The organism is Streptomyces sp. NBC_00388 (assembly GCF_036061255.1).
Classification (GTDB): Bacteria; Actinomycetota; Actinomycetes; order Streptomycetales; family Streptomycetaceae; genus Streptomyces.
Window position 1 is genome coordinate 1,217,895 of record NZ_CP107948.1, and the last position, 18,437, is coordinate 1,236,331.

At 72.1% G+C, this 18,437-nt stretch carries 16 protein-coding genes and 1 riboswitch; of the genes, 5 read left to right on the forward strand and 11 right to left on the reverse strand.

From position 1 onward, the window contains the following. Window positions 1–7 precede the first annotated feature (7 nt). The 6 genes from ribH to OG917_RS05555 form a co-directional block, all read right to left on the reverse strand. Window positions 8–493, reverse strand: a complete 486-nt coding sequence (gene ribH / locus OG917_RS05530) for a 6,7-dimethyl-8-ribityllumazine synthase (protein ID WP_328316403.1) — start codon at window positions 491–493, stop codon at window positions 8–10. Window positions 494–514: 21 nt separating this feature from the next. Then, a complete protein-coding gene (locus tag OG917_RS05535) occupies window positions 515–1,798 on the reverse strand; it encodes a bifunctional 3,4-dihydroxy-2-butanone-4-phosphate synthase/GTP cyclohydrolase II (protein ID WP_328316404.1) in 1,284 nt (427 codons plus the stop codon). Beyond that, complete coding sequence (locus OG917_RS05540; RefSeq protein WP_328316405.1) at window positions 1,795–2,448, reverse strand: nicotinamide mononucleotide transporter family protein; 654 nt, start codon at window positions 2,446–2,448, stop codon at window positions 1,795–1,797. Before OG917_RS05540 ends, OG917_RS05535 begins: the two co-directional genes overlap by 4 nt. Further along, window positions 2,445–3,074 (reverse strand): riboflavin synthase, encoded by a 630-nt coding sequence (locus OG917_RS05545; RefSeq protein ID WP_328316406.1) that lies wholly within the window; start codon window positions 3,072–3,074, stop codon window positions 2,445–2,447. Before OG917_RS05545 ends, OG917_RS05540 begins: the two co-directional genes overlap by 4 nt. 5 nt (window positions 3,075–3,079) lie before the next feature. Next, window positions 3,080–4,141 (reverse strand): bifunctional diaminohydroxyphosphoribosylaminopyrimidine deaminase/5-amino-6-(5-phosphoribosylamino)uracil reductase RibD, encoded by a 1,062-nt coding sequence (gene ribD / locus OG917_RS05550; protein ID WP_328321672.1) that lies wholly within the window; start codon window positions 4,139–4,141, stop codon window positions 3,080–3,082. Window positions 4,142–4,332: 191 nt separating this feature from the next. Further along, window positions 4,333–4,463: riboswitch (FMN riboswitch) on the reverse strand. A gap of 115 nt (window positions 4,464–4,578) precedes the next feature. After that, on the reverse strand, window positions 4,579–5,754 hold the full coding sequence (locus OG917_RS05555) for an ROK family transcriptional regulator (RefSeq protein ID WP_328316407.1): 1,176 nt from the start codon (window positions 5,752–5,754) through the stop codon (window positions 4,579–4,581). 103 nt (window positions 5,755–5,857) lie between these two features. On the opposite strand from OG917_RS05555, the gene OG917_RS05560 reads away from it, so the two are divergent. The 4 genes from OG917_RS05560 (at window position 5,858) to OG917_RS05575 (ending at window position 10,535) form a co-directional block, all read left to right on the forward strand. Beyond that, complete coding sequence (locus tag OG917_RS05560) at window positions 5,858–7,087, forward strand: MFS transporter (protein WP_328316408.1); 1,230 nt, start codon at window positions 5,858–5,860, stop codon at window positions 7,085–7,087. 253 nt (window positions 7,088–7,340) lie between these two features. Then, complete coding sequence (locus OG917_RS05565) at window positions 7,341–8,783, forward strand: uracil-xanthine permease family protein (RefSeq protein WP_328316409.1); 1,443 nt, start codon at window positions 7,341–7,343, stop codon at window positions 8,781–8,783. A 90-nt stretch (window positions 8,784–8,873) separates the two neighbouring features. Then, window positions 8,874–9,578, forward strand: a complete 705-nt coding sequence (locus OG917_RS05570; protein ID WP_328316410.1) for a DUF5995 family protein — start codon at window positions 8,874–8,876, stop codon at window positions 9,576–9,578. 24 nt (window positions 9,579–9,602) lie between these two features. Further along, window positions 9,603–10,535, forward strand: a complete 933-nt coding sequence (locus tag OG917_RS05575; RefSeq protein WP_328316411.1) for a TIGR03619 family F420-dependent LLM class oxidoreductase — start codon at window positions 9,603–9,605, stop codon at window positions 10,533–10,535. 90 nt (window positions 10,536–10,625) lie between these two features. Here OG917_RS05575 and OG917_RS05580 read toward each other — a convergent pair whose 3' ends face one another. Then, window positions 10,626–12,335, reverse strand: a complete 1,710-nt coding sequence (locus OG917_RS05580; protein WP_328316412.1) for a flavin monoamine oxidase family protein — start codon at window positions 12,333–12,335, stop codon at window positions 10,626–10,628. Between the two features lie 77 nt (window positions 12,336–12,412). Beyond that, a complete protein-coding gene (locus OG917_RS05585) occupies window positions 12,413–13,210 on the reverse strand; it encodes a carbon-nitrogen hydrolase family protein (RefSeq protein ID WP_328316413.1) in 798 nt (265 codons plus the stop codon). Between the two features lie 284 nt (window positions 13,211–13,494). Between OG917_RS05585 and OG917_RS05590 the strand changes: the two genes are divergently transcribed. Continuing rightward, on the forward strand, window positions 13,495–13,863 hold the full coding sequence (locus tag OG917_RS05590) for an ATP-binding protein (protein WP_328316414.1): 369 nt from the start codon (window positions 13,495–13,497) through the stop codon (window positions 13,861–13,863). A gap of 65 nt (window positions 13,864–13,928) precedes the next feature. Here OG917_RS05590 and OG917_RS05595 read toward each other — a convergent pair whose 3' ends face one another. From OG917_RS05595 to OG917_RS05605, 3 genes are all read right to left on the reverse strand, one after another. Further along, window positions 13,929–14,810 (reverse strand): RNA polymerase sigma factor SigF, encoded by an 882-nt coding sequence (locus OG917_RS05595; protein ID WP_328316415.1) that lies wholly within the window; start codon window positions 14,808–14,810, stop codon window positions 13,929–13,931. A 430-nt stretch (window positions 14,811–15,240) separates the two neighbouring features. Then, the gene (locus OG917_RS05600) at window positions 15,241–16,686 is read right to left on the reverse strand and encodes a GuaB1 family IMP dehydrogenase-related protein (protein WP_328316416.1); all 1,446 of its coding nucleotides are present in this window, start codon (window positions 16,684–16,686) and stop codon (window positions 15,241–15,243) included. Window positions 16,687–16,895: 209 nt separating this feature from the next. Then, entirely contained in the window at window positions 16,896–18,158 is a 1,263-nt protein-coding gene (locus tag OG917_RS05605; RefSeq protein WP_328316417.1) for an NAD(P)/FAD-dependent oxidoreductase, read from the reverse strand. Between the last annotated feature and the right edge of the window lie 279 nt (window positions 18,159–18,437).

Genomic DNA, 18,437 nt, shown 5'->3' on the forward strand with positions numbered 1-18,437 from the left:
TCCCCACTCAGCGCCAGGGTTCGCTGACCGTCCGCAGTGTGGTCGCGGTGGCGACAGCCGCGGTGACCGCTTCGTGCCCCTTGTCCTCGTTGGAGCCTTCCAGGCCCGCGCGGTCCAGCGCCTGCTCCTCGGTGTCGCAGGTCAGCACGCCGAATCCGATCGGGACGCCGGTCTCGACCGAGACCTGGGTGAGACCGCCCGTGACGCCCTGGCAGACGTAGTCGAAGTGCGGGGTGCCGCCCCTGATGACCACCCCGAGCGCGACGATCGCGTCGTAGCCGCGGCCCGCGAGGACCTTGGCGACCACCGGGAGTTCGAAGCTGCCCGGGACCCGGAGCAGGGTCGGTTCGTCGATTCCCAGCTCGCCGAGGGCGCGCAGCGCGCCGTCGACGAGGCCGTCCATGACCTTCTCGTGCCACTGGGCCGCGATGACGGCCACGCGCAGGTCGCCGCAGTTCTTCACGGTGAGTTCGGGTGCGCCCTTGCCGCTCATGTTCTGTCTCCCTTGTGCTTCCTACTGGTTGCCGCAGGCGGACGTGGTGTCCAGCCAGGGCAGGTCATGTCCCATCCGGTCCCGCTTGGTGCGCAGGTACCGGAGGTTGTGTTCGCCCGCCTGGACGGGCATGGCCTCCCGGCCGGTGACGTCCAGACCGTGCCGGACGAGCGCGGCGGTCTTCTCGGGGTTGTTGGTCATCAGCCGCAGGCTGTGCACTCCGAGGTCCGCCAGGATCTGGGCTCCGGCGCCGTAGTCGCGGGCGTCGGCGGGCAGCCCGAGTTCCAGGTTGGCGTCCAGGGTGTCCCGGCCGCGCTCCTGGAGCTCGTAGGCGCGCAGCTTGGACAGCAGCCCGATGCCGCGCCCCTCGTGGCCGCGCAGATACACGACGACCCCGCGGCCCTCGCCGGTGATGCGCTCCATGGACGCCTCCAGCTGGGGACCGCAGTCGCAGCGCAGCGAGTGGAAGATGTCGCCGGTGAGGCACTCGGAGTGGACGCGCACCAGGACGTCGTCGCCGTCGCCGAGGTCCCCGTGGACCAGGGCGACATGCTCGATGCCGTCGGCGATGGACCGGTAGCCGTACGCGGTGAAGTCGCCGTGGGCGGTGGGGAGGCGGACGGTCGCCTCGCGGCGCACCCGCGGTTCGGAGCTGCGGCGGTAGGCGGCCAGGTCCTCGATGGAGATGATCGTGAGGCCGTGCTTGCGCGCGAACGGGACGAGTTCCGGGAGCCGCAGCATCACCCCGTCCTCCCCCGCGATCTCGACGATCGCACCGGCGGGGCGCAGCCCGGCGAGCCGGGCGAGGTCGACGGCCGCCTCGGTGTGCCCGTTGCGCACGAGCACACCGCCGGGCTTGGCCCGCAGCGGAAAGATGTGTCCGGGACGTACGAAGTCCCCGGCGCCGGACCGGCCGTCGGCGAGGAGGCGCAGCGTGGCGGCGCGGTCGGCGGCGGAGATGCCGGTGGTGACCCCGTGGGCGCTGCTCGCGTCGACGGACACGGTGAAGGCCGTCCGCATCGACTCGGTGTTGTTCTCGACCATCTGCGGGAGGTCGAGCCGGTCCAGCTCCGCGCCCTCCATGGGCGCGCAGATCAGTCCCCGGCACTCGCTCATCATGAACGCGATGATCTCGGGTGTGGCCTTCTCGGCCGCGATGACGAGGTCGCCCTCGTTCTCACGGTCCTCGTCGTCGACGACCACCACGGGCCTGCCCGCCGCGATGTCGCGTACGGCCTGCTCCACGGGGTCGAGGGAGAGGTCCTCGGCGTTGTCGGTCGAGTACCAGACGGGTTCGGCAGTCATGCTGCTGCTCCTTCCAGGGCGGGCTTGACGCTCGTACGGGAGCGGAGCCACCAGTCGCGCATGCCCCAGAGGACGAGCGCGAAGTAGACCACGTAGACCAGGCCGGAGAAGGCCAGGCCGCTGTGGAAGGCGAGGGGGACGCCGACGAGGTCGACCAGCAGCCACGCGAACCAGAATTCGACGAGTCCGCGCGCCTGGGCGACCATCGCGACGAGAGTGCCGACGAAGATGTAGGCGTCGGCCCACGGGCTCCAGGACAGCGAGGGGACGGCCAGGAAGAGACCGGCGACGGCGACCGTGCCGGCGATGGCGCCCGCCAGCAGCAGCCCGCGCTCGCGCCAGGTGGCGAACCGTACGGCGATGCTGCCGTCCTGAGCCTGCTGCCGGCCCCGGGTCCAGGCCCGCCAGCCCCACAGGGCTATCCCGATGACCAGCAGCTGCTTGCCGACCCCGCCGCTGAGATGGGCCGAGGAGTACGCGCCGACGAGGATGACCCCGGAGAGGAACTGTGCGGGCCAGGTCAGCACCGAGCGGCGCCAGCCGAGGGCGAGCGCGATCAGCCCGATGGTGTTGCCGATCATGTCGGACCACAGGATGTGCTGGCCGATGACGGTGAACGCCTCGGTGTTCAGCCAGGTGAGTGCGCTCACTTCAGCGGTCCCTCCGGTCCGGGTGCGGGGCGTGCGCCGTCGGCTCCGAGCAGCCGCTCGACGTACTTGGCGAGTACGTCCACTTCGAGGTTGACCGGGTCGCCGGGCTGCTTGATGCCGAGCGTGGTCAGGGCGAGGGTGGTGGGGATGAGGCTGATGGTGAAGTAGTCCGGTCCGGCGTCGACGACGGTGAGGCTGACTCCGTCGACCGTGATGGAGCCCTTCTCCACGACGTAGCGGGAGAGGCCGTCGGGGAGCGCGATCCTCACGATCTCCCAGTGTTCGGACGGCGTGCGTTCCACGACGGTGCCCGTGCCGTCCACATGGCCCTGGACGAGGTGTCCGCCGAGCCGGCCGCCGAGCGCCATGGGGCGTTCGAGGTTGACCCGGGACCCGGTGGCGAGCGCGCCGAGACTGGAGCGGTCGAGTGTCTCGGCCATGACATCGGCGGTGAACTCACCGCCGCCGGATTCGACCACGGTGAGACAGACGCCGTTGACGGCGATGGAGTCGCCGTGCTTGGCGTCCTCGGTGACGACCGGTCCGCGCAGGCGGAAGCGGGAGGCGTCGCCGAGGTCCTCGACGGAGGTGACCTCACCCAGTTCTTCGACGATTCCGGTGAACACGGCGCTCAGCGCTCCTTCGGGGTGGCGGTGATCCGCAGATCGGGGCCGATGCGGACGGTCTCGGTGATGTCGAGACGCAACGCGTCGGTGATGGTGGTGATTCCGGCGTCGGCGAGAGCCGCGGGGCCCGCGCCGAGAAGAACGGGGGCGAGATAGCCGACGACCCGGTCGACGGCGCCCGCGGCGACGAAGGAGCCGGCCAGCGTCGGACCGCCTTCGAGGAGTACGGAGCGGACACCGCGCGCGTACAGCTCGGCGAGCAGGGCGCCGACGGCGATACCCGCGTCGTCACAGGGCAGTCGCACCACGTCGGCGCCTGATCCGGGGAGCGGGGGCGCGGTGACGGCCTTGCCCACGACGACCAGGGTCGGCGCGGCGTCGTCGAGGACCCGGGCGGTGGGGGTGAGGGAGCGTGCGTGGGTGTCCAGGACGACCCGCAGTGGCTGGGTCGCGCCCTCGATGCCCCGGACGGCGAGGTGCGGGTCGTCGGCGCGCAGGGTGCCCGAGCCGACGAGGACCGCGTCTGACTCGGCGCGCAGCCGGTGGACGTCGGCCCGGGACTCGGCCGAGGTGATCCAGCGGCTCGTCCGGTCGGCCGCGGCGGTGCGGCCGTCGAGCGTCGCCGCGTACTTCCAGGTCACGTGGGGGCGGCCGAGGCGTACGGAGGTGAGCCAGGCGGCGTTGCCCGCTCCGGCCTCCTCGGCGAGTACGCCGGACGTGACCGCGATCCCGGCCGCACGCAGGGTGTCGGCGCCGCCGGTGGCCTGCGGGTTCGGGTCGCCTACCGCGTACACGACGCGGCTGACGCCGGCGTCGATGAGCGCCTGCGAGCAGGGCCCGGTGCGGCCGGTGTGGTTGCAGGGTTCGAGCGTGACGTACGCGGTGCCGCCGCGCGCCCGGTCGCCCGCCGCGGCGAGTGCGTGCACCTCGGCGTGCGGACCGCCGGCCCGCTGGTGGAAGCCCTCGCCCGCCGTCTCGCCCGACGCGTCCAGGACGACGCAGCCCACGACGGGGTTGGGGCTGGTGGATCCGAGTCCGCGCGCCGCGAGCGCGATGGCGCGGCGCATGGCGTCGAGCGCCTGCGGCGATGGAGCGGCTGCGGTGGCCACCGGGTCCTCCTGCCTCTTGGGGCACGGACTCCGGGGCCTGTCGATGACGACAGAGAGCGGAAACGCACAGGGACGCCGGGCCGGAGGAGCGGCTGTGTTCCGAGGATCCAGAAGACACGCCACCGGCTACGACGTACCAATACGGCCCGCCGCGCACTGCCTCCCATCCGGACTTTCACCGTCGGTCCAGGAATTACACCTGGTCAACCGCCCGCTGGATGCGGACGGGTCGCGGACTATAACCGCCGGTTCGGAATTACACCGACCCCGGAGTGCGCTGCTGCTGGTACGGGACAAGTCTGCCACGTCCGGCCGTCGGCCATGCGAGCGAGCCGATGTGGGCTGGCTCACAGGGAGTGCGACGGGCCGGTCACAGCGCGTCGCGGGACGGGCGTTCAGCCCCCGAAAAGATCGTCCTGAGCCGCGTCCCTGGCCGTCAGGAGGGCTCCGCGCAGCACCGCGGTGCCACCGAGCGTCCCGGCGCGCACCTCCGTCCGCAGCGGAGAGAGGACGGCCAGATGCCGCTCCACCCGGGCCGCGAGGTCCGCGCCCCCCGCGTGGCCGATCTCGCCGCCGAGCACCACACAGCCCGGGTCGACCACGGCGACGACGGCGGCGGCCCCGATCGCGAGGGACGCAGCCAGCGCCTCCAGGAAGTCCTCGCCGCGCTGTCCCGCCGACGGAGCGGCCCGTACGGCCGCGGCCGCCGCCGGTTCCTCCGGCTCCGGCACGGCCGTGACGGCGTGCCGGGCGGCGAGCGCGCAGATGGCCGCACTGCCGGCCAGTCCGTGGAATCCGTCCTCGCAGTCGGTGGCCGAGGGGAGGCCCCGGCCGGGCACCGGGAGGAAGCCGATTTCGCCCGCCCCGCCCGACGCTCCCCTGCGCACCTTCCCTTCGAGGACGACGGCGGCGCCGACCCCGTGACTGAGCCAGAGCAGGACGAAGGTGCCGAGTCCGCGGGCCGCTCCGCTCCTCTGCTCGGCGACGGCGGCCAGATTGGTCTCGTTCCCGACGAGGACGGTCGCGGGCAGCCGCTCCTGCAGCGCGGCGACCAGGCTGCGGTGCCAGGCGGGCAGCCCGATGGTGGTCCTGAGTTCACCGGTGGCCGGGTCGATGAGCCCCGGGGCGCCGATCCCGACGCTGTGGAGGCGGGCGGCGCCGGCCTGTCGCACGGTGCGCTCCAGCAGGGCGGCCGCCTCCTCGACAGCGTCGGCGGGGCCGGGTCCCGCGCCGTGCCCGACAGGCAGCGTGGCCTCCGCCAGGACGGCCCCGAGCAGGTCGGTGACGACGACGGCGACACTTCCGGTCCGTACGTCGAGGGCCGCGAGGTGGGCCCGGTCGGCCACGATCCCGTACAGGCGGGCATTGGGACCGCGGCGTTCCGCGCCCACCTCGCCGACGACGGAGATGAGCCCTGCCGCCTGCAGCCGCTCCACGAGGTCGGCGACGCTCGGCCGGGAGAGACCGGTGAGGGTCTTCAGCTGCCCGGCCGTCAGCGGGCCTTCGCCCTGGAGCAGATCGAGGGCGATCCGGTCATTGACGGCCCGGGCGGTGATCGAGGATGCGGGCATGCCGGGATCCTTCCAGATCTATTTATCAGGCAGGTTGCCTGATAGTTTACGGCCGTCCCCGGCAGCCGCACGGGACAGCGAACACGACGCTCGGGGAGGGCGCATGACCGGAGGGACGGGCTTCAGTCTGCGGAGGGTGAAGCGGGCACGGTACGCCCTGGCCGCGGTGTTCTGCGTCCACGGCGCGGTGACGGGCAGCTTCGCGACCCGCGTTCCGTGGATCCAGGAGCACGCCGGGGCCAGTGCCGGGCAGCTCGGCCTCGCGCTCGCCTTTCCGGCGATCGGGTCGTCGCTGCTCATGCCGGTCTCCGGTGCGATCACCCACCGGTTCGGAGCACGCAAGGCGCTGCGCGGACTGCTCGCGCTGTGGACCCTCGCGCTGGCGCTGCCCGCGTTCGCGCCGAATCTGCTCACACTCTGCGCGGCGCTCTTCTTCTACGGCGCCGCCGCGGGGACGGCGGACGTGGCGATGAACGCGCTGGGGGTCGAAACGGAGAACAGGCTCGGCCGGTCCATCATGTCCGGGCTGCACGGCATGTGGAGTGCGGGAGCGCTGATCGGATCGGCAGCGGGCACGCTCGCCGCCCACCTGGGCGGCGACGCCAGGCTCCACCACTGCATCGCCGCAGCGGCTCTCACCGTGCTGGGCCTGGCCGCCTGCCAGGGAGTGCTCGACGTCCGGAGCACGGCGGACGAGACACCGCCGCCGCGCTTCGCCCTGCCGCCCAGGTCCGCGCTGATCATCGGCGCCGTGGGCTTCTGCGCGGTCTTCGCGGAAGGGGCCAGCCTCGACTGGTCGGCGGTCTTCCTGCGGGACACCCTCGGCACATCGGCGGGCGTCGCCGCGGCCTCCACCACAGCCTTCTCCCTCACCATGGCGGTGGTCAGACTCACCGGGGACCGGGTCGTGGACCGCTTCGGCGCGGTACGCACGGTGCGTACGGGCGGGGTCCTGGCCACGCTGGGCGGACTGCTGGTCGTACTGGCCTCCGGCCCCGCCACGGCACTGTGCGGTTTCGCACTGATCGGGCTCGGGATCGCGGTCGTCGTCCCGCTGGCCTTCGCGGCGGCCGGGCGGAGCGGCCCCAACCCCAGTCAGGCCATCGCCGGCGTCGCCACCATCACGTACACCTCGGGGCTCGTCGCCCCGTCGGCGATCGGCGGGATCGCCGACGCGACCTCCCTGGTGGGCTCTTTCATCCTGGTGACGGTGCTGTCGTTCGGCCTGGTGCCGGCTGCGGGCGTACTCCGGTCGGCGCGCCGGGCGGTGACGGGGTCCGGCGGCGCGGCGGCCGAGGGTGCCCGGGACCCCGGCGCCGCGGGCCCGGCCTGAACCGGTGTCGCGATCCCGGCGCCGCCCGGCAGGTCCGGGTCCGGCGGCCGGAGCGTCCGGGCAGGGCCGGCCGGCAGCCCCCGGTGGCAGCGGTGGGACGCAGCTCGCCGCGGGGCTCACACCGCCGGCGGGCACCTTTCCACGGCGGTAAAGGGAGGTACGGGCTCCGGATTAACATTGCCCTGGCCATTTCTGCCGCAAAGCGCACGGACAGCTGCCAGGCGAGACAGAGAATCAGCAGAGAAGTGAACGAATGGGAGCGATCATGGGCGGCCTCGGCGTGCGCTGGACCTTGCACGGCGACGGGAGGACCCCCGCTCCGGGGGCTGTCGTACGGCCCGACGAACGGCTGACCTGGCCGCGCACCGCCGGACTTGGTGCGCAGCACGTCGTGGCGATGTTCGGCGCGTCGTTCGTGGCGCCCGTACTGATGGGCCTCGACCCGAACCTCGCGATCATGATGTCCGGTGTCGCGACCATGATCTTCCTGCTCGCCACCCGCGGCCGGGTCCCGAGCTATCTGGGCTGTTCGCTCTCGTTCGTGGGGGTCGCTGCGACCATCCGCGGCACCGGGGGCGACAGTGCCACCGTCACCGGCGCGGTCTTCGTCGTCGGTGCGGTCCTCTTCGCGGCCGGTCTCGCAGTCCAGCGATTCGGCGCACGGATCATCCATGCCGCGATGCCGCCCGTGGTGACCGGCGCGGTGGTCATGCTGATCGGCTTCAACCTGGCCCCGGTGACCGCCTCCACGTACTGGCCCCAGGACCAGTGGACGGCGCTCCTTGTGATGCTCTTCACCGGCCTGTCCGTGGTCTGCCTGCGCGGCTTCTGGTCCCGGATCGCGATCTTCCTGGGGCTGGTGTTCGGATACGGCATCTCCTGGGTCTTCGACCAGGTCTTCGGAAAGATCCACTCGGTCGGCGCCGACGGAAAGGTCGCCGACCACTGGCGTCTCGACCTCTCCGGTGTGGGCCATGCGGACTGGGTCGGTCTGCCATCCTTCCATGCCCCGAGTTTCCAGTGGTCGGCCATCCTCGTGGCACTGCCCGTCATCATCGCGCTGATCGCCGAGAACGCCGGGCACGTCAAGGCCGTCGGCGAGATGACCGGGACCAACCTGGACGACAAGCTGGGCACCGCCATCGCCGCCGACGGTGTCGCCTCCATGCTCTCCACCGGCCTCGGCGGTCCCCCCAACACCACGTACTCCGAGAACATCGGCGTGATGGCCGCGACCCGGGTGTACTCCACGGCCGCCTACTGGGCCGCCGCCTGCTTCGCGCTGCTCTTCGGCCTCTGCCCCAAGTTCGGCGCTGTGGTGGCCGCCATCCCCGGTGGTGTGCTGGGCGGGATCACCGTGATCCTCTACGGCATGATCGGCCTGCTCGGCGCCCAGATCTGGATCAACGGCAAGGTGGATCTGCGCAATCCGCTGAATCTCGTACCGGCCGCCGCGGGCATCATCATCGGCGTCGGCGGAGTCTCACTGAAGATCACGGACAACTTCCAGCTCAGCGGGATCGCGCTGGGCACCATCGTGGTGATCACCGGCTACCACGCCCTGCGGGCCATGGCCCCGCCGCACCTCAAGGTGCAGACACCCCTCCTGGACTCGGGCACCTCCTCGTACGAGGAGACCGGGCGGACCGGGGACGGCACGGAGCCGGAGAGCGGCGGGCAGGACAGCGGCGCGTAGGGCGCCCGGCACCCTCCGCGCTTCGCCCGTTCTGAGGAAGTACGGGCGTGACGGCGCCTGCCGCGGACCCGCTGCTGCCAGGCTGCTCCCATGGCACAGACGGAACAGCGCGCGGCCCCGGCCGCCCCCGCCGGGCACTCGGTCACCGCGGTGGCCGCCCGGATGCGCGAACTGCGCGCGTCCTGGCCGCCCGCGGACGGGGTGGCGGTCTTCAACAACGTCTATCTGACGGTCACCGAGGAGGTCGGCCGGAACATCGGGAGACGGCGGTTCCCCGACCGGCGCGGGGCCGCGACGCTCGACGCGGTGTTCGCGGAGCGCTATCTGGCCGCGGTCGACGCAGTCGCCGCCGGACGCAGGCCACCGGCCTGCTGGCGACCGCTCTTCCAGTACCGCCACCATCCCGGCGTGCGGCCGCTGCAGTTCGCGCTCGCGGGGATCAACGCACACATCGGCCACGATCTGGCACTGGCCGTCACCGACGCCTGCCGGCTCCTCGACTGTGAACCCGCCGCGCTGGAAGGGGACTTCCACCGGGTGGGCGACATCCTGGAGCGGCTGGAGGAACGGATCCGCGAGGAGCTGATGCCGGGGCCCGATCTCCTGGAGATCGTCGACCCGCTCACCCATCTGATCGGATCGTGGAGTCTGGAACGCGCACGCGAGGCGGCCTGGTCGGCTGCCCGGATCCTCTGGGGCCTGCGGGAACTACCGGGGCTCGCCGAGGAGTTCAGAGACGGGATGGATGCCAGCGCCGGCCTCGTCGGACGGTATCTGCTCACCCCCCTGCGCTGACCCCGGCATCGAAGGAGTACCACCATGGCGATCCCGCTCGGTCTCGGCCTTCCCCAGATGAAGCAGTACGCCATCGGCCGTGACGTACCCGCGGTGGCCCGCGCCGCCGAGGAGACCGGCTTCGAATCGCTGTGGGTCTTCGAGCGGATCCTCTTCCCGGAGCCCGCCACCCAGGGGCTGTACGGCGTACCGGGGCTTCCCTGGCCCGACCGGTACCGCTCGGTGGCCGACCCCCTGGTGACCCTGGCACTGGCCGCCGCGGCAACCGGGCGGGCGCAGCTGGGCACGAGTGTGCTGGTGGCCCCGCTGCATGTGCCCTTCCAGCTGGCCCGCTCCCTCGCCACGCTCGACGCGGCGAGCGGTGGCCGGGTCGTGGCCGGTATCGGGACGGGGTGGTCGAGCGACGAGTACGCGGCGGCGGCCGTGGCGCCGTTCGGCAGGCGTGGCGCCTTCCTCGACGAATTGCTCGACGTCTTCCAGGCGGTGTGGGGCCCCGATCCGGTGTCGTACGCAGGGGAGTTCACCACCATCGCCCCCTCCGAGGTCGGCCCCAAACCGGCCCGGCCGATCCCGGTGCGGCTGCCGGCCGGCGGCCCCCGTGCGATCCGGCGTCTCGTCGACCGCGCTGACGGCTGGATGCCCGTCGCACTCGGGGCCCGCGCACTCGCCGAGGACTGGCGGAAGATCCAGGACGCGGCGGCCGGACGGGGACGCGATCGGCCGCTGACCGCGACGGTCCGCGTCAACGCGGCCCACAGTGCCCGGCCGTACGTGGGCGCGGACCGCAAACCGTTCCAGGGCAGTACCGGGCAGATCGTCGATGACCTGGTGGCGCACGCGGAGACCGGGGTGGCCACCGAGTTCCTGCTCGACCTCCAGGGCACGACGCGTGACGCGCGGGAACTGACGGACGTGGCCGCCGAGGTGTACGCGGCGGCGCGCGCGGCCGGTGTCTGACGGCACCGGCCGGGGCGGACGGGTGAGGGGCGGACGGAGCCGGTTCGGCCCCGTCCGCCCCTCTTTCGCTCTTCCGCTCGTCCTGGAGGCTCAGTCCTCCGGCAGCTCCACCGGGGCGATCTCGTCGTACAGGTCACCGGGCCCCGGGTTGGCCGCGTCGGTCGTACCGCCGAAGTGGTGCATGACCCCCCAGACCGCGTTGAGGGCGGTCTGGACGGCACCCTCGGCCCAGCCCGCCGTCCAGGAGATGTCGTCACCGGCGAGGAACAGCCCCCGCCGGTCCTCGGGGAGCCTGTCCTGCATGAAGTGGGTGAACAGACGCCGCTGGTAGCGGTAGTGGCCGGGGAGGTTCGCCTTGAACGCGCCCATGAAGTAGGGCTCGTCCTCCCAGGAGACCGTGACCGGGTTCCCGATGATGTGGCTCCGTATGTCCACCTTCGGGTAGATCTCGCCGAGCGACTTCAGCATGACCTCCATCCGCTCCTGCGCGGAGAGCGGCAGCCACTTGAGGCTGTCGTCGCACCAGGTGTACGAGAGGCAGATGGTGGCGGGCCGGTCCGGGCCGTCGTCCAGCAGATAGGTGCCCCGGGTCATCCGGTCTGTGAGCGTCATCGACATGGTGTCGCGGCCGGTCGGACGGCCGTTGTCGTCGACGGCCCCGTCGAGCCAGAAGGGCCGGTCCACCGGGACGAACAGCTTCGACGACTCCATGTAATGGGTGCGCTCCATCGCCGTCCAGTGGTCGATGGGGAAGAGGGAGTCGGCACAGTCGATCTTGGACAGCAGCATCCAGGACTGCGCGGTGAAGACCGCGGCCGGGTAGGTCCGGATGTCGCCGGACGCGTCGGTGACGGTGATGCGGTTGCCCGCCGTGCGGTGCAGCCGGGTCACCGCGGGGCGGGGCTCCCCCGCGTGCAGCGAGGAGAGGGAGGTGCCGGAGGGCCAGTGGACCGTCTTCTGCGGCTCGCGCTCCCAGAGCCTCAGCGGCAGCTGCTGAGAGCCCCCCACGATCCCGCGGTGGTGGTCGTCCGCCTCGGTGTACACGACCCGGAGGATCTCCAGGATGGAGTTGGGGAAGTCGGTGTCCCAGCCGCCCGTCCCGAAGCCGACCTGTCCGAAGATCTCGCGGTGCCGGAACGAGGAGAACGCCTCGGACGCGCAGAGGAAGCCGTAGAACGTCTGGTCGTCCAGCTGCTCGACGAGCCGCGCCCAGATCTCCCGGATTCGCGGTACGTCGCGCTCACGCAGGGCGCGGTTCATGTCGGAGAAGTCCGCGCCCTCCTCCAGGCAGCTGTTCCACGCGTGCATCACATCGCGGTAGACCTGGGGCAGGTCGTCCACGGATGTGGCGTAGTGCGACTGGCCCTTGAGATCGACCACGGTCGAAGGGGTGCCGGGCGCCAGCGGGTTGGGGAAGGACTTCGTCTCCAGGCCCACCAGGTCGATGTAGTGCTGCAGCGCCGTGGACGACGGCGGGAAGCGCATGGCCCCCAGCTCCGCGGTGAGCGACGGGTCGCAGCCGTCGAAGCCCACGGTGCGCAGCCGCCCGCCGATCCGGTCCGCCTCGTAGACCACCGGCTTGAGACCCATCTTCATGAGCTCGTACGCCGTGATGATCCCCGAGAGGCCGCCGCCGATCACCGCGACCTCGGTGCCGTGCGCGGTGGCCGGTATCTGGCCGAGGCCCGCCGGGTGGGCCAGGAAGTCGTCGTAGGCGTACGGGAAATCCGGTCCGAACATGGTGATCGGCGGCTGGCCGTCGGCGTGCTGGACTGCGGTGGTGGGCACCGTGGACGTCATGGGGTACGGGCTCCTTGCACGGAGAGCCGCGGAAAGCGGCTGAAGCTGAAGGCGGGGGGATGAGGGCCGGGCGGAGCTCAGGCCAGCGAGCCGTAGAGGGCCGGGCGGCGGTCGCGGAGGTACGGGTTGAGCTCACGCGATCCGCGCAGCAGGGCGGGGTCGGCGTCGGCGGTGACCAGCTCAGTGCCGCGCCCGGCGCGGGCCCGCACGGTTCCGTCGGGGCCGGCCAGGCAGCTGAGGCCGACGAACTCGAAGTCGCCCTCGGCCCCGGTCCGGTTCACATAGGCGATGTAGAGCTGGTTCTCGAAGGCCCGGACCGGCACCAGCGACTCGGCAACGAACTGGAAGGGGTGCATCTGGGCGGTCGGCACCAGGAGCAGGTCGGTCCCCGCGAGGGCGTGTGCGCGGACGTTCTCCGGGAACTCCACGTCGTAGCAGATCATGATCCCGATCCGCAGGCCGCCCAGCCCGGCCTGGACGACGGGGGTGTCCCCCGGCGTGAACCACTTCTGCTCGAAGCAGCCGAAGAGATGGGTCTTGCGGTAGTTGGCCAGGCTCGTACCGTCGGCGCCGATCAGCTGGGCCGCGTTGTACAGCACGCCGCCGTGCTGTTCGGGGTAGCCGTAGAGGACCGCGATCCCGTGGCGCACGGCGATCTCCGCGACGGCCTGCGCACCCGGGCCGTCGGCGGGCTCGGCCAGCCGGGGCAGGTCGTCACCGATCGCGTACCCGGTCAGGAACAGCTCCGGGCAGGCCAGCAGTCCGGCGCCCGAAGCGGCGGCCCGGCCCGCGGCCTCCTCCAGTACCGCGAGGTTCTCCGCGACGTCGCCCGGGCGGCCGGAACTCTGGAGCAGGGCGGTGCGCAGCGGCGGCATGGCAGACCTCGTCGAAGGGTGCAGAAGGGAATCCTGGGGACAGACCGACGGTACGTTCAGCGACTCGGCGGGGACAAGACGCGTCCATTGCGCATCACTGCGCGATTTGTTGCGTGTCACCACGTCGATGCGACGATTTGTTGTGCGCCTGTGGAACAGGTCCCGCCACCCCCCACCGGGCCCCCCGCGGCGTCCCGGATTCCGCTGGGGGCGAACCCGCGATCCGGGAGTGATGGACTGGCGCAGGCGGGGTAAGCGAGCGGGAGATGACTGAGGAGCCGCCCGTGGTTGTCCTGGATTCGCCGTTGGCAGACAGTGCCACGGCCCGCGATACCGCCAGCCGATTTCTGACCCAGCACTGCCCCTGGGCGGATGTCGACGCTGTGCTGCTCGTGATCAGCGAGCTCGTCGCCAACGCCGCCCGGCACACGGCGGGCTGGTGGCGGCTGCGGCTCAGCGCGGAGGCCGGGACGCTGGTGGTGGAGATGGACGACGACAGTCCCTCGCATCCGGTGGCCCGTGAGCCCGACTTCGCGGGCGGCGGCGGTTTCGGGTGGCACATGGTGCTGCGCCTGGCGGGGCGCGTCGAGGTCAGCCCGCGCGCGTCCGGCAAGACGGTCCGGGCGATCTGGTCGCAGCCGGCGGCCGGCTGAGGAGGCCCGGCGCCGGATGGCCGGTTATGCGCCACGGGTGCGGTCCGGCCCTGCGCTGCGGGCGGTCACTCCGGGCCGAGCAGCCCGGTCCGCAGCTGTGCGGTGATCCGTGCCAGCAGCCGGGAGACGTGCATCTGGGAGACGCCCAGTTCGGCTCCGATCTGTGACTGGGTCAGCTCGTCGCCGTACCGCATCCGCAGGATGCGCCGGTCCCTGGCGCAGAGCCGGGCGACGAGCGGTTTCAGCACCGTGAGGTTCTCGACGAGGTCCAGGCCGCTGTCGGCTTCGCCGAGCCGGTCGGCGAGTGTCCTGGTCCCGCCCTCCCCTCCGTCGTCGACGGCGGAGTCGATGGAGCCTGCGGTATAGCCGTTGGCCGCGATCAGGCCTTCTATGACGTCCTCCTCGTCCATCCGGAGGTGCGCGGCCAGTTCGGCCGGCGTCGGGGAGCGGTCGAGGCGCTGGAAGAGCTCGTCGGACGCCTTGGCCAGCGTGATCCGCAGTTCCTGGAGCCGCCGGGGGACGTGGACGGACCAGCTGGTGTCACGGAAGAAGCGTCTGATCTCGCCGATGATGCAGGGCATCGCGAAGGTCGCGAACTCCACTTCGCGTGAGAGCTGGAACCGGTCGATCGCCTTGATCAGTCCGATGGTGCCGACCTGGACGATGTCCTCCGTCTGGTCGGTGCGACTGCGGAAGCGGACGGCTGCGAATCCGACAAGTGAGAGGTTCAGCTCTATGAGGGTGTTGCGCGCGTACTGATGCGCACGTGTGCCCTCGGGGGCGGTGTCGAGGGTGGCGAAGAAGAGCCGGGAGAGTTCGCGGGCGTCCTGGGGTGCGACCTTCGAGGGATCCGCCACCCGGGGGAGCTCCCCCGGAGCCGGAGCCCGGCCGGGCAGTCCGGCGGTGTGCGGGGCGGGACCGGACGGGACGGTGGTCGACAGGGGCATGGTGTCCTCCCTCTCTCCTGCTCCGGCAGTTGCCGCAGTTCGGGCTACCCGCTGAGGAGCGCTCCATACGCATGATTTCGGCCAATGCGCCGCCGGTCGGCCGCGCGCGGAGGGGGCCCGGAGGAGGCTGCGACGCGGGATGCCGCAGGTACGGGGCGTGCGGGACACGGGGTACGGGAGCGGCGTCAGGCCGGACCGCACGGGGTGGCGGTGCGGGGCGGCGGCACGGCCGGAACGGTCGCCTCCGCTCCGTCGGCACCGCACCGTCACGCGGGCGGTCACAGGACCGGCCGCGCCCGCCGGGCCGCACCCGCCGGGCCGCGCCGCCTGACAGCGGCGAGCGGACAGCGGAGAGCGGACAGCGGAGAGCGGAAAACGCCGGAACCGGCCACCGCGGTGACCGCGGTGGCCGGTTCCGGCGTCGTGACGGTCAGCCCCAGCTGGCGTGCAGCGGCTTGCCCTCGGCGTACCCGGCGGCGCTCTGCACCCCGACGATCGCCTTCTCGGCGAACTCCTCCAGGGTGTTGGCACCGGCGTAGGTGCAGGAGGAACGGACGCCCGCGATGATCGAGTCGATCAGGTCCTCGACGCCGGGGCGGGCCGGGTCCAGGAACATCCGCGAAGTGGAGATGCCCTCCTCGAACAACCCCTTGCGGGCGCGGTCGTAGGCCGACTCCTCGCTCGTACGGTTGCGGACGGCGCGGGCCGACGCCATCCCGAACGACTCCTTGTACCAGCGGCCGTCGGCGGCCTGCTGGAGGTCGCCCGGGGACTCGTACGTCCCGGCGAACCAGGAGCCGATCATGACGTTCGACGCCCCGGCGGCCAGTGCCATCGCCACGTCGCGCGGGTGCCTGACCCCACCGTCGGCCCAGACGTGCTTGCCGAACTTCCGCGCCTCCGTGGCGCATTCGAGTACGGCGGAGAACTGCGGGCGGCCCACGCCCGTCATCATCCGGGTGGTGCACATGGCCCCGGGGCCCACACCGACCTTGATGATGTCGGCTCCGGCCTCGATGAGATCGCGTACGCCCTCGGCCGCCACGATGTTGCCCGCGACGATCGGGACCTGCGGGTCGAGTGCCCGCACTGCCCTGACCGCGGCGATCATCGACTCCTGGTGGCCGTGCGCGGTGTCCACGACGATCGTGTCGGCGCCCGCGTCGAGCAGCTGCTTGGCCTTGCCCGCGACATCGCCGTTGATCCCGACGGCCGCGGCGATACGCAGCCTGCCCCGGGCGTCGACGGCCGGGGAGTAGAGGGTCGCGCGCAGGGCGCCGCGCCGGGTCAGGATGCCGGCCAGCCTGCCGTCGGCGTCGACCGCGGGGGCGTAGCGGCGGTTGGCGCCGTCGAGCCGGTTGAACGCCTCCCGCGGGTCGATGTCCGCGTCGAGGAGCACCAGGTCCTTGGAGGACATGACTTCGGAGAGCTGGGTGAAGCGGTCGACGCGGGCCAGGTCCTCGTCGGTCACCACACCGATGGGCCTGCCGTCCTCGTCCACGACGACACCCGCGTTGTGCGCGCGCTTGGGCAGCAGCGACAGCGCGTCGGCGACCGTCTGCGTCGGGGCGAGCACGATGGGGGTGTCCAGCACATGGTGGCGCGTCTTCACCCAGGAGATGACCTCGGTGACGACCTCGATCGGGATGTCCTGCGGGATGACGACGAGGCCGCCGCGCCGGGCGACGGTCTCGGCCATCCGGCGGCCCGCGATGGCCGTCATGTTCGCGACGATCAGCGGGATGGTGGTGCCGGTGCCGTCGGGGGCGGACAGGTCGACACCCTGCCGGGAGCCGACAGCCGAGCGGCTCGGCACCATGAACACATCGTCGTACGTCAGGTCGTACGGCGGCTTCAGGTCATTGAGGAAACGCATACTAACTCTCTCACCTGCGGTTATACAGAATGGGCGGGCGGGAAGTCAGCGCCGTCCGGGAGAGGATCAGGCTGCGGCTCCTAGGCCATCATCGCCGATGGGGGGCCGGGTGGCGAATGCCCGCCCCCTCTTCTGTGGCTTCCGCCAGGGCCGTGGCGGCGTGGCTCGTATGTTCCGCCAAAGGGCACCGGGCAGTGCCTGCCGGGCGCTCACGCCGGCCCGTGCGGGCCGCCGCGGTCCTCCAGGACTTCCCGCGCCGCCCGCGCCCCGGAGGCGAGCGCCCCCTGCACGGAGCCCGTGGCGCGGTGGTCCCCGCACACATAGCGCCCGGGGGTCACCCGCGTCGTACGGCTCAGCGGCCAGGGCGCCGGCATCGCAGGCAGGGCGCCCACCACCGTGTAGGGGGCGAGGAGCTCCCAGGACGAGGTGTCGGTCCGGTACACGTCCGCGAGCGCGGCGCGCAGCCGCCCCTCCTCCGCCGGGCCGCCGGGGCCGAGGACGGAGGTGGAGATCAGCGAGCGGTCGGCCGGGGCGTAGGTGGGAGCGACCTCGCTCAGTACGCAGGTGTTGAGGAAACGGTGCTCGCTGTCCACCATCAGGGTCGGCTCGTGCAGCGGCGGCTGCGGGGCGGAGTGGTAGTACGTCGTGACGGTGCGGGTGGCCGGCACCGCCAGGCCGGGCAACAGCGCCGCCGCGGCGCCGGGGCCGGCCGCGACCACCACGCAGGGCGCGTGGAGCTCCGTGCCGTCCGGCAGCTCGACGCCCGCGTCGGTGAGCGCCCGCACGGGGGTGCCGCGGCTCAGCACCCCTGGCGGCAGAGCGCCGGCGAGCTGGGCGGGGACGGCGCCGATCCCCGCGGCGGGCAGGCACTGGGTGCCCCGGAGCATGCTGCGCCAGACCAGGTGGAAGAAGCGCGACGAGGTTTCGAGGCTGTCCTCCAGGAAGACACCGGAGAGGAAGGGCCGGAAGAACACCTCGACCAGTCGCTCGGAGATCCCGGCGTCGGCGAGCGCCGTGCGCGTCGTACGGTCCGCCGAGCGCTTCACCGCACTGACCGGGCCGAACAGGTCGCGCGCGGAGAGCAGGCCGAGCGCCAGGAGGTCGCGGCGGCCCGCGACCGGCCGCAGCGACAGCAGGTCCACCGCCACACCCGGCCGCCGGGTCGGGTCGCTGAACCGCAACCGCCCCGACGGGGTGTGCACCAGGGCGCCGGGGGTGAAGGCGCGCAGCCGCAGCCCCCGGAGCCACATTCTCTGTTTCACCTGCGGGTAGGACGTGTTGAACACCTGGAAGCCGCGGTCGAGGAGGAATCCGTCCCGCCGGTCCGTGCGCATCCTGCCGCCGACCGTGTCCGAAGCCTCCAGCAGGGTCACGGACAGCCCCGCCCGGCACAGGTCCCCGGCACAGGCGAGCCCTGCGAGGCCCGCACCGATCACGATGACATCGCAGCGCCGGCCCCGGTGGTCCGTCATGGGGATCCGCCCTTCGCTCTCTCGTCCGGATTTCAGTAGACGTCCTCGGGGCGTATTTCTCTCGCCGGTGCCGCGGGGACCGCGCGTCCGGCGGGCGCCAGGACCGGCCGCCGGGCGGGCAGGAACGGCCGGGGCGCCGGGGGCGACTGGAGGTCCGTCACGCCGCAGGGGCGCGGCCGGTCACGCGATCGGCCCACGGACGCCCGTCTGCCGCATCCATGGACAGTCCCGGGGGAGAAGCAAGGATAGGAGGGGAAGAGACGGAACGTCCCGTAATGG

Excerpts from the sequence above, each read along its gene's own strand:
- ribH (WP_328316403.1), bottom strand. The coding sequence starts at position 493 with ATGAGCGGCAAGGGCGCACCCGAACTCACCGTGAAGAACTGCGGCGAC.
- OG917_RS05535 (WP_328316404.1), bottom strand. The coding sequence starts at position 1,798 with ATGACTGCCGAACCCGTCTGGTACTCGACCGACAACGCCGAGGACCTC.
- ribD (WP_328321672.1), bottom strand. The coding sequence starts at position 4,141 with ATGCGCCGCGCCATCGCGCTCGCGGCGCGCGGACTCGGATCCACCAGC.
- OG917_RS05555 (WP_328316407.1), bottom strand. The coding sequence starts at position 5,754 with ATGCCCGCATCCTCGATCACCGCCCGGGCCGTCAATGACCGGATCGCC.
- OG917_RS05560 (WP_328316408.1), top strand. The coding sequence starts at position 5,858 with ATGACCGGAGGGACGGGCTTCAGTCTGCGGAGGGTGAAGCGGGCACGG.
- OG917_RS05565 (WP_328316409.1), top strand. The coding sequence starts at position 7,341 with ATGGGAGCGATCATGGGCGGCCTCGGCGTGCGCTGGACCTTGCACGGC.
- OG917_RS05570 (WP_328316410.1), top strand. The coding sequence starts at position 8,874 with ATGGCACAGACGGAACAGCGCGCGGCCCCGGCCGCCCCCGCCGGGCAC.
- OG917_RS05575 (WP_328316411.1), top strand. The coding sequence starts at position 9,603 with ATGGCGATCCCGCTCGGTCTCGGCCTTCCCCAGATGAAGCAGTACGCC.
- OG917_RS05580 (WP_328316412.1), bottom strand. The coding sequence starts at position 12,335 with ATGACGTCCACGGTGCCCACCACCGCAGTCCAGCACGCCGACGGCCAG.
- OG917_RS05585 (WP_328316413.1), bottom strand. The coding sequence starts at position 13,210 with ATGCCGCCGCTGCGCACCGCCCTGCTCCAGAGTTCCGGCCGCCCGGGC.
- OG917_RS05595 (WP_328316415.1), bottom strand. The coding sequence starts at position 14,810 with ATGCCCCTGTCGACCACCGTCCCGTCCGGTCCCGCCCCGCACACCGCC.
- OG917_RS05600 (WP_328316416.1), bottom strand. The coding sequence starts at position 16,686 with ATGCGTTTCCTCAATGACCTGAAGCCGCCGTACGACCTGACGTACGAC.
- OG917_RS05605 (WP_328316417.1), bottom strand. The coding sequence starts at position 18,158 with ATGACGGACCACCGGGGCCGGCGCTGCGATGTCATCGTGATCGGTGCG.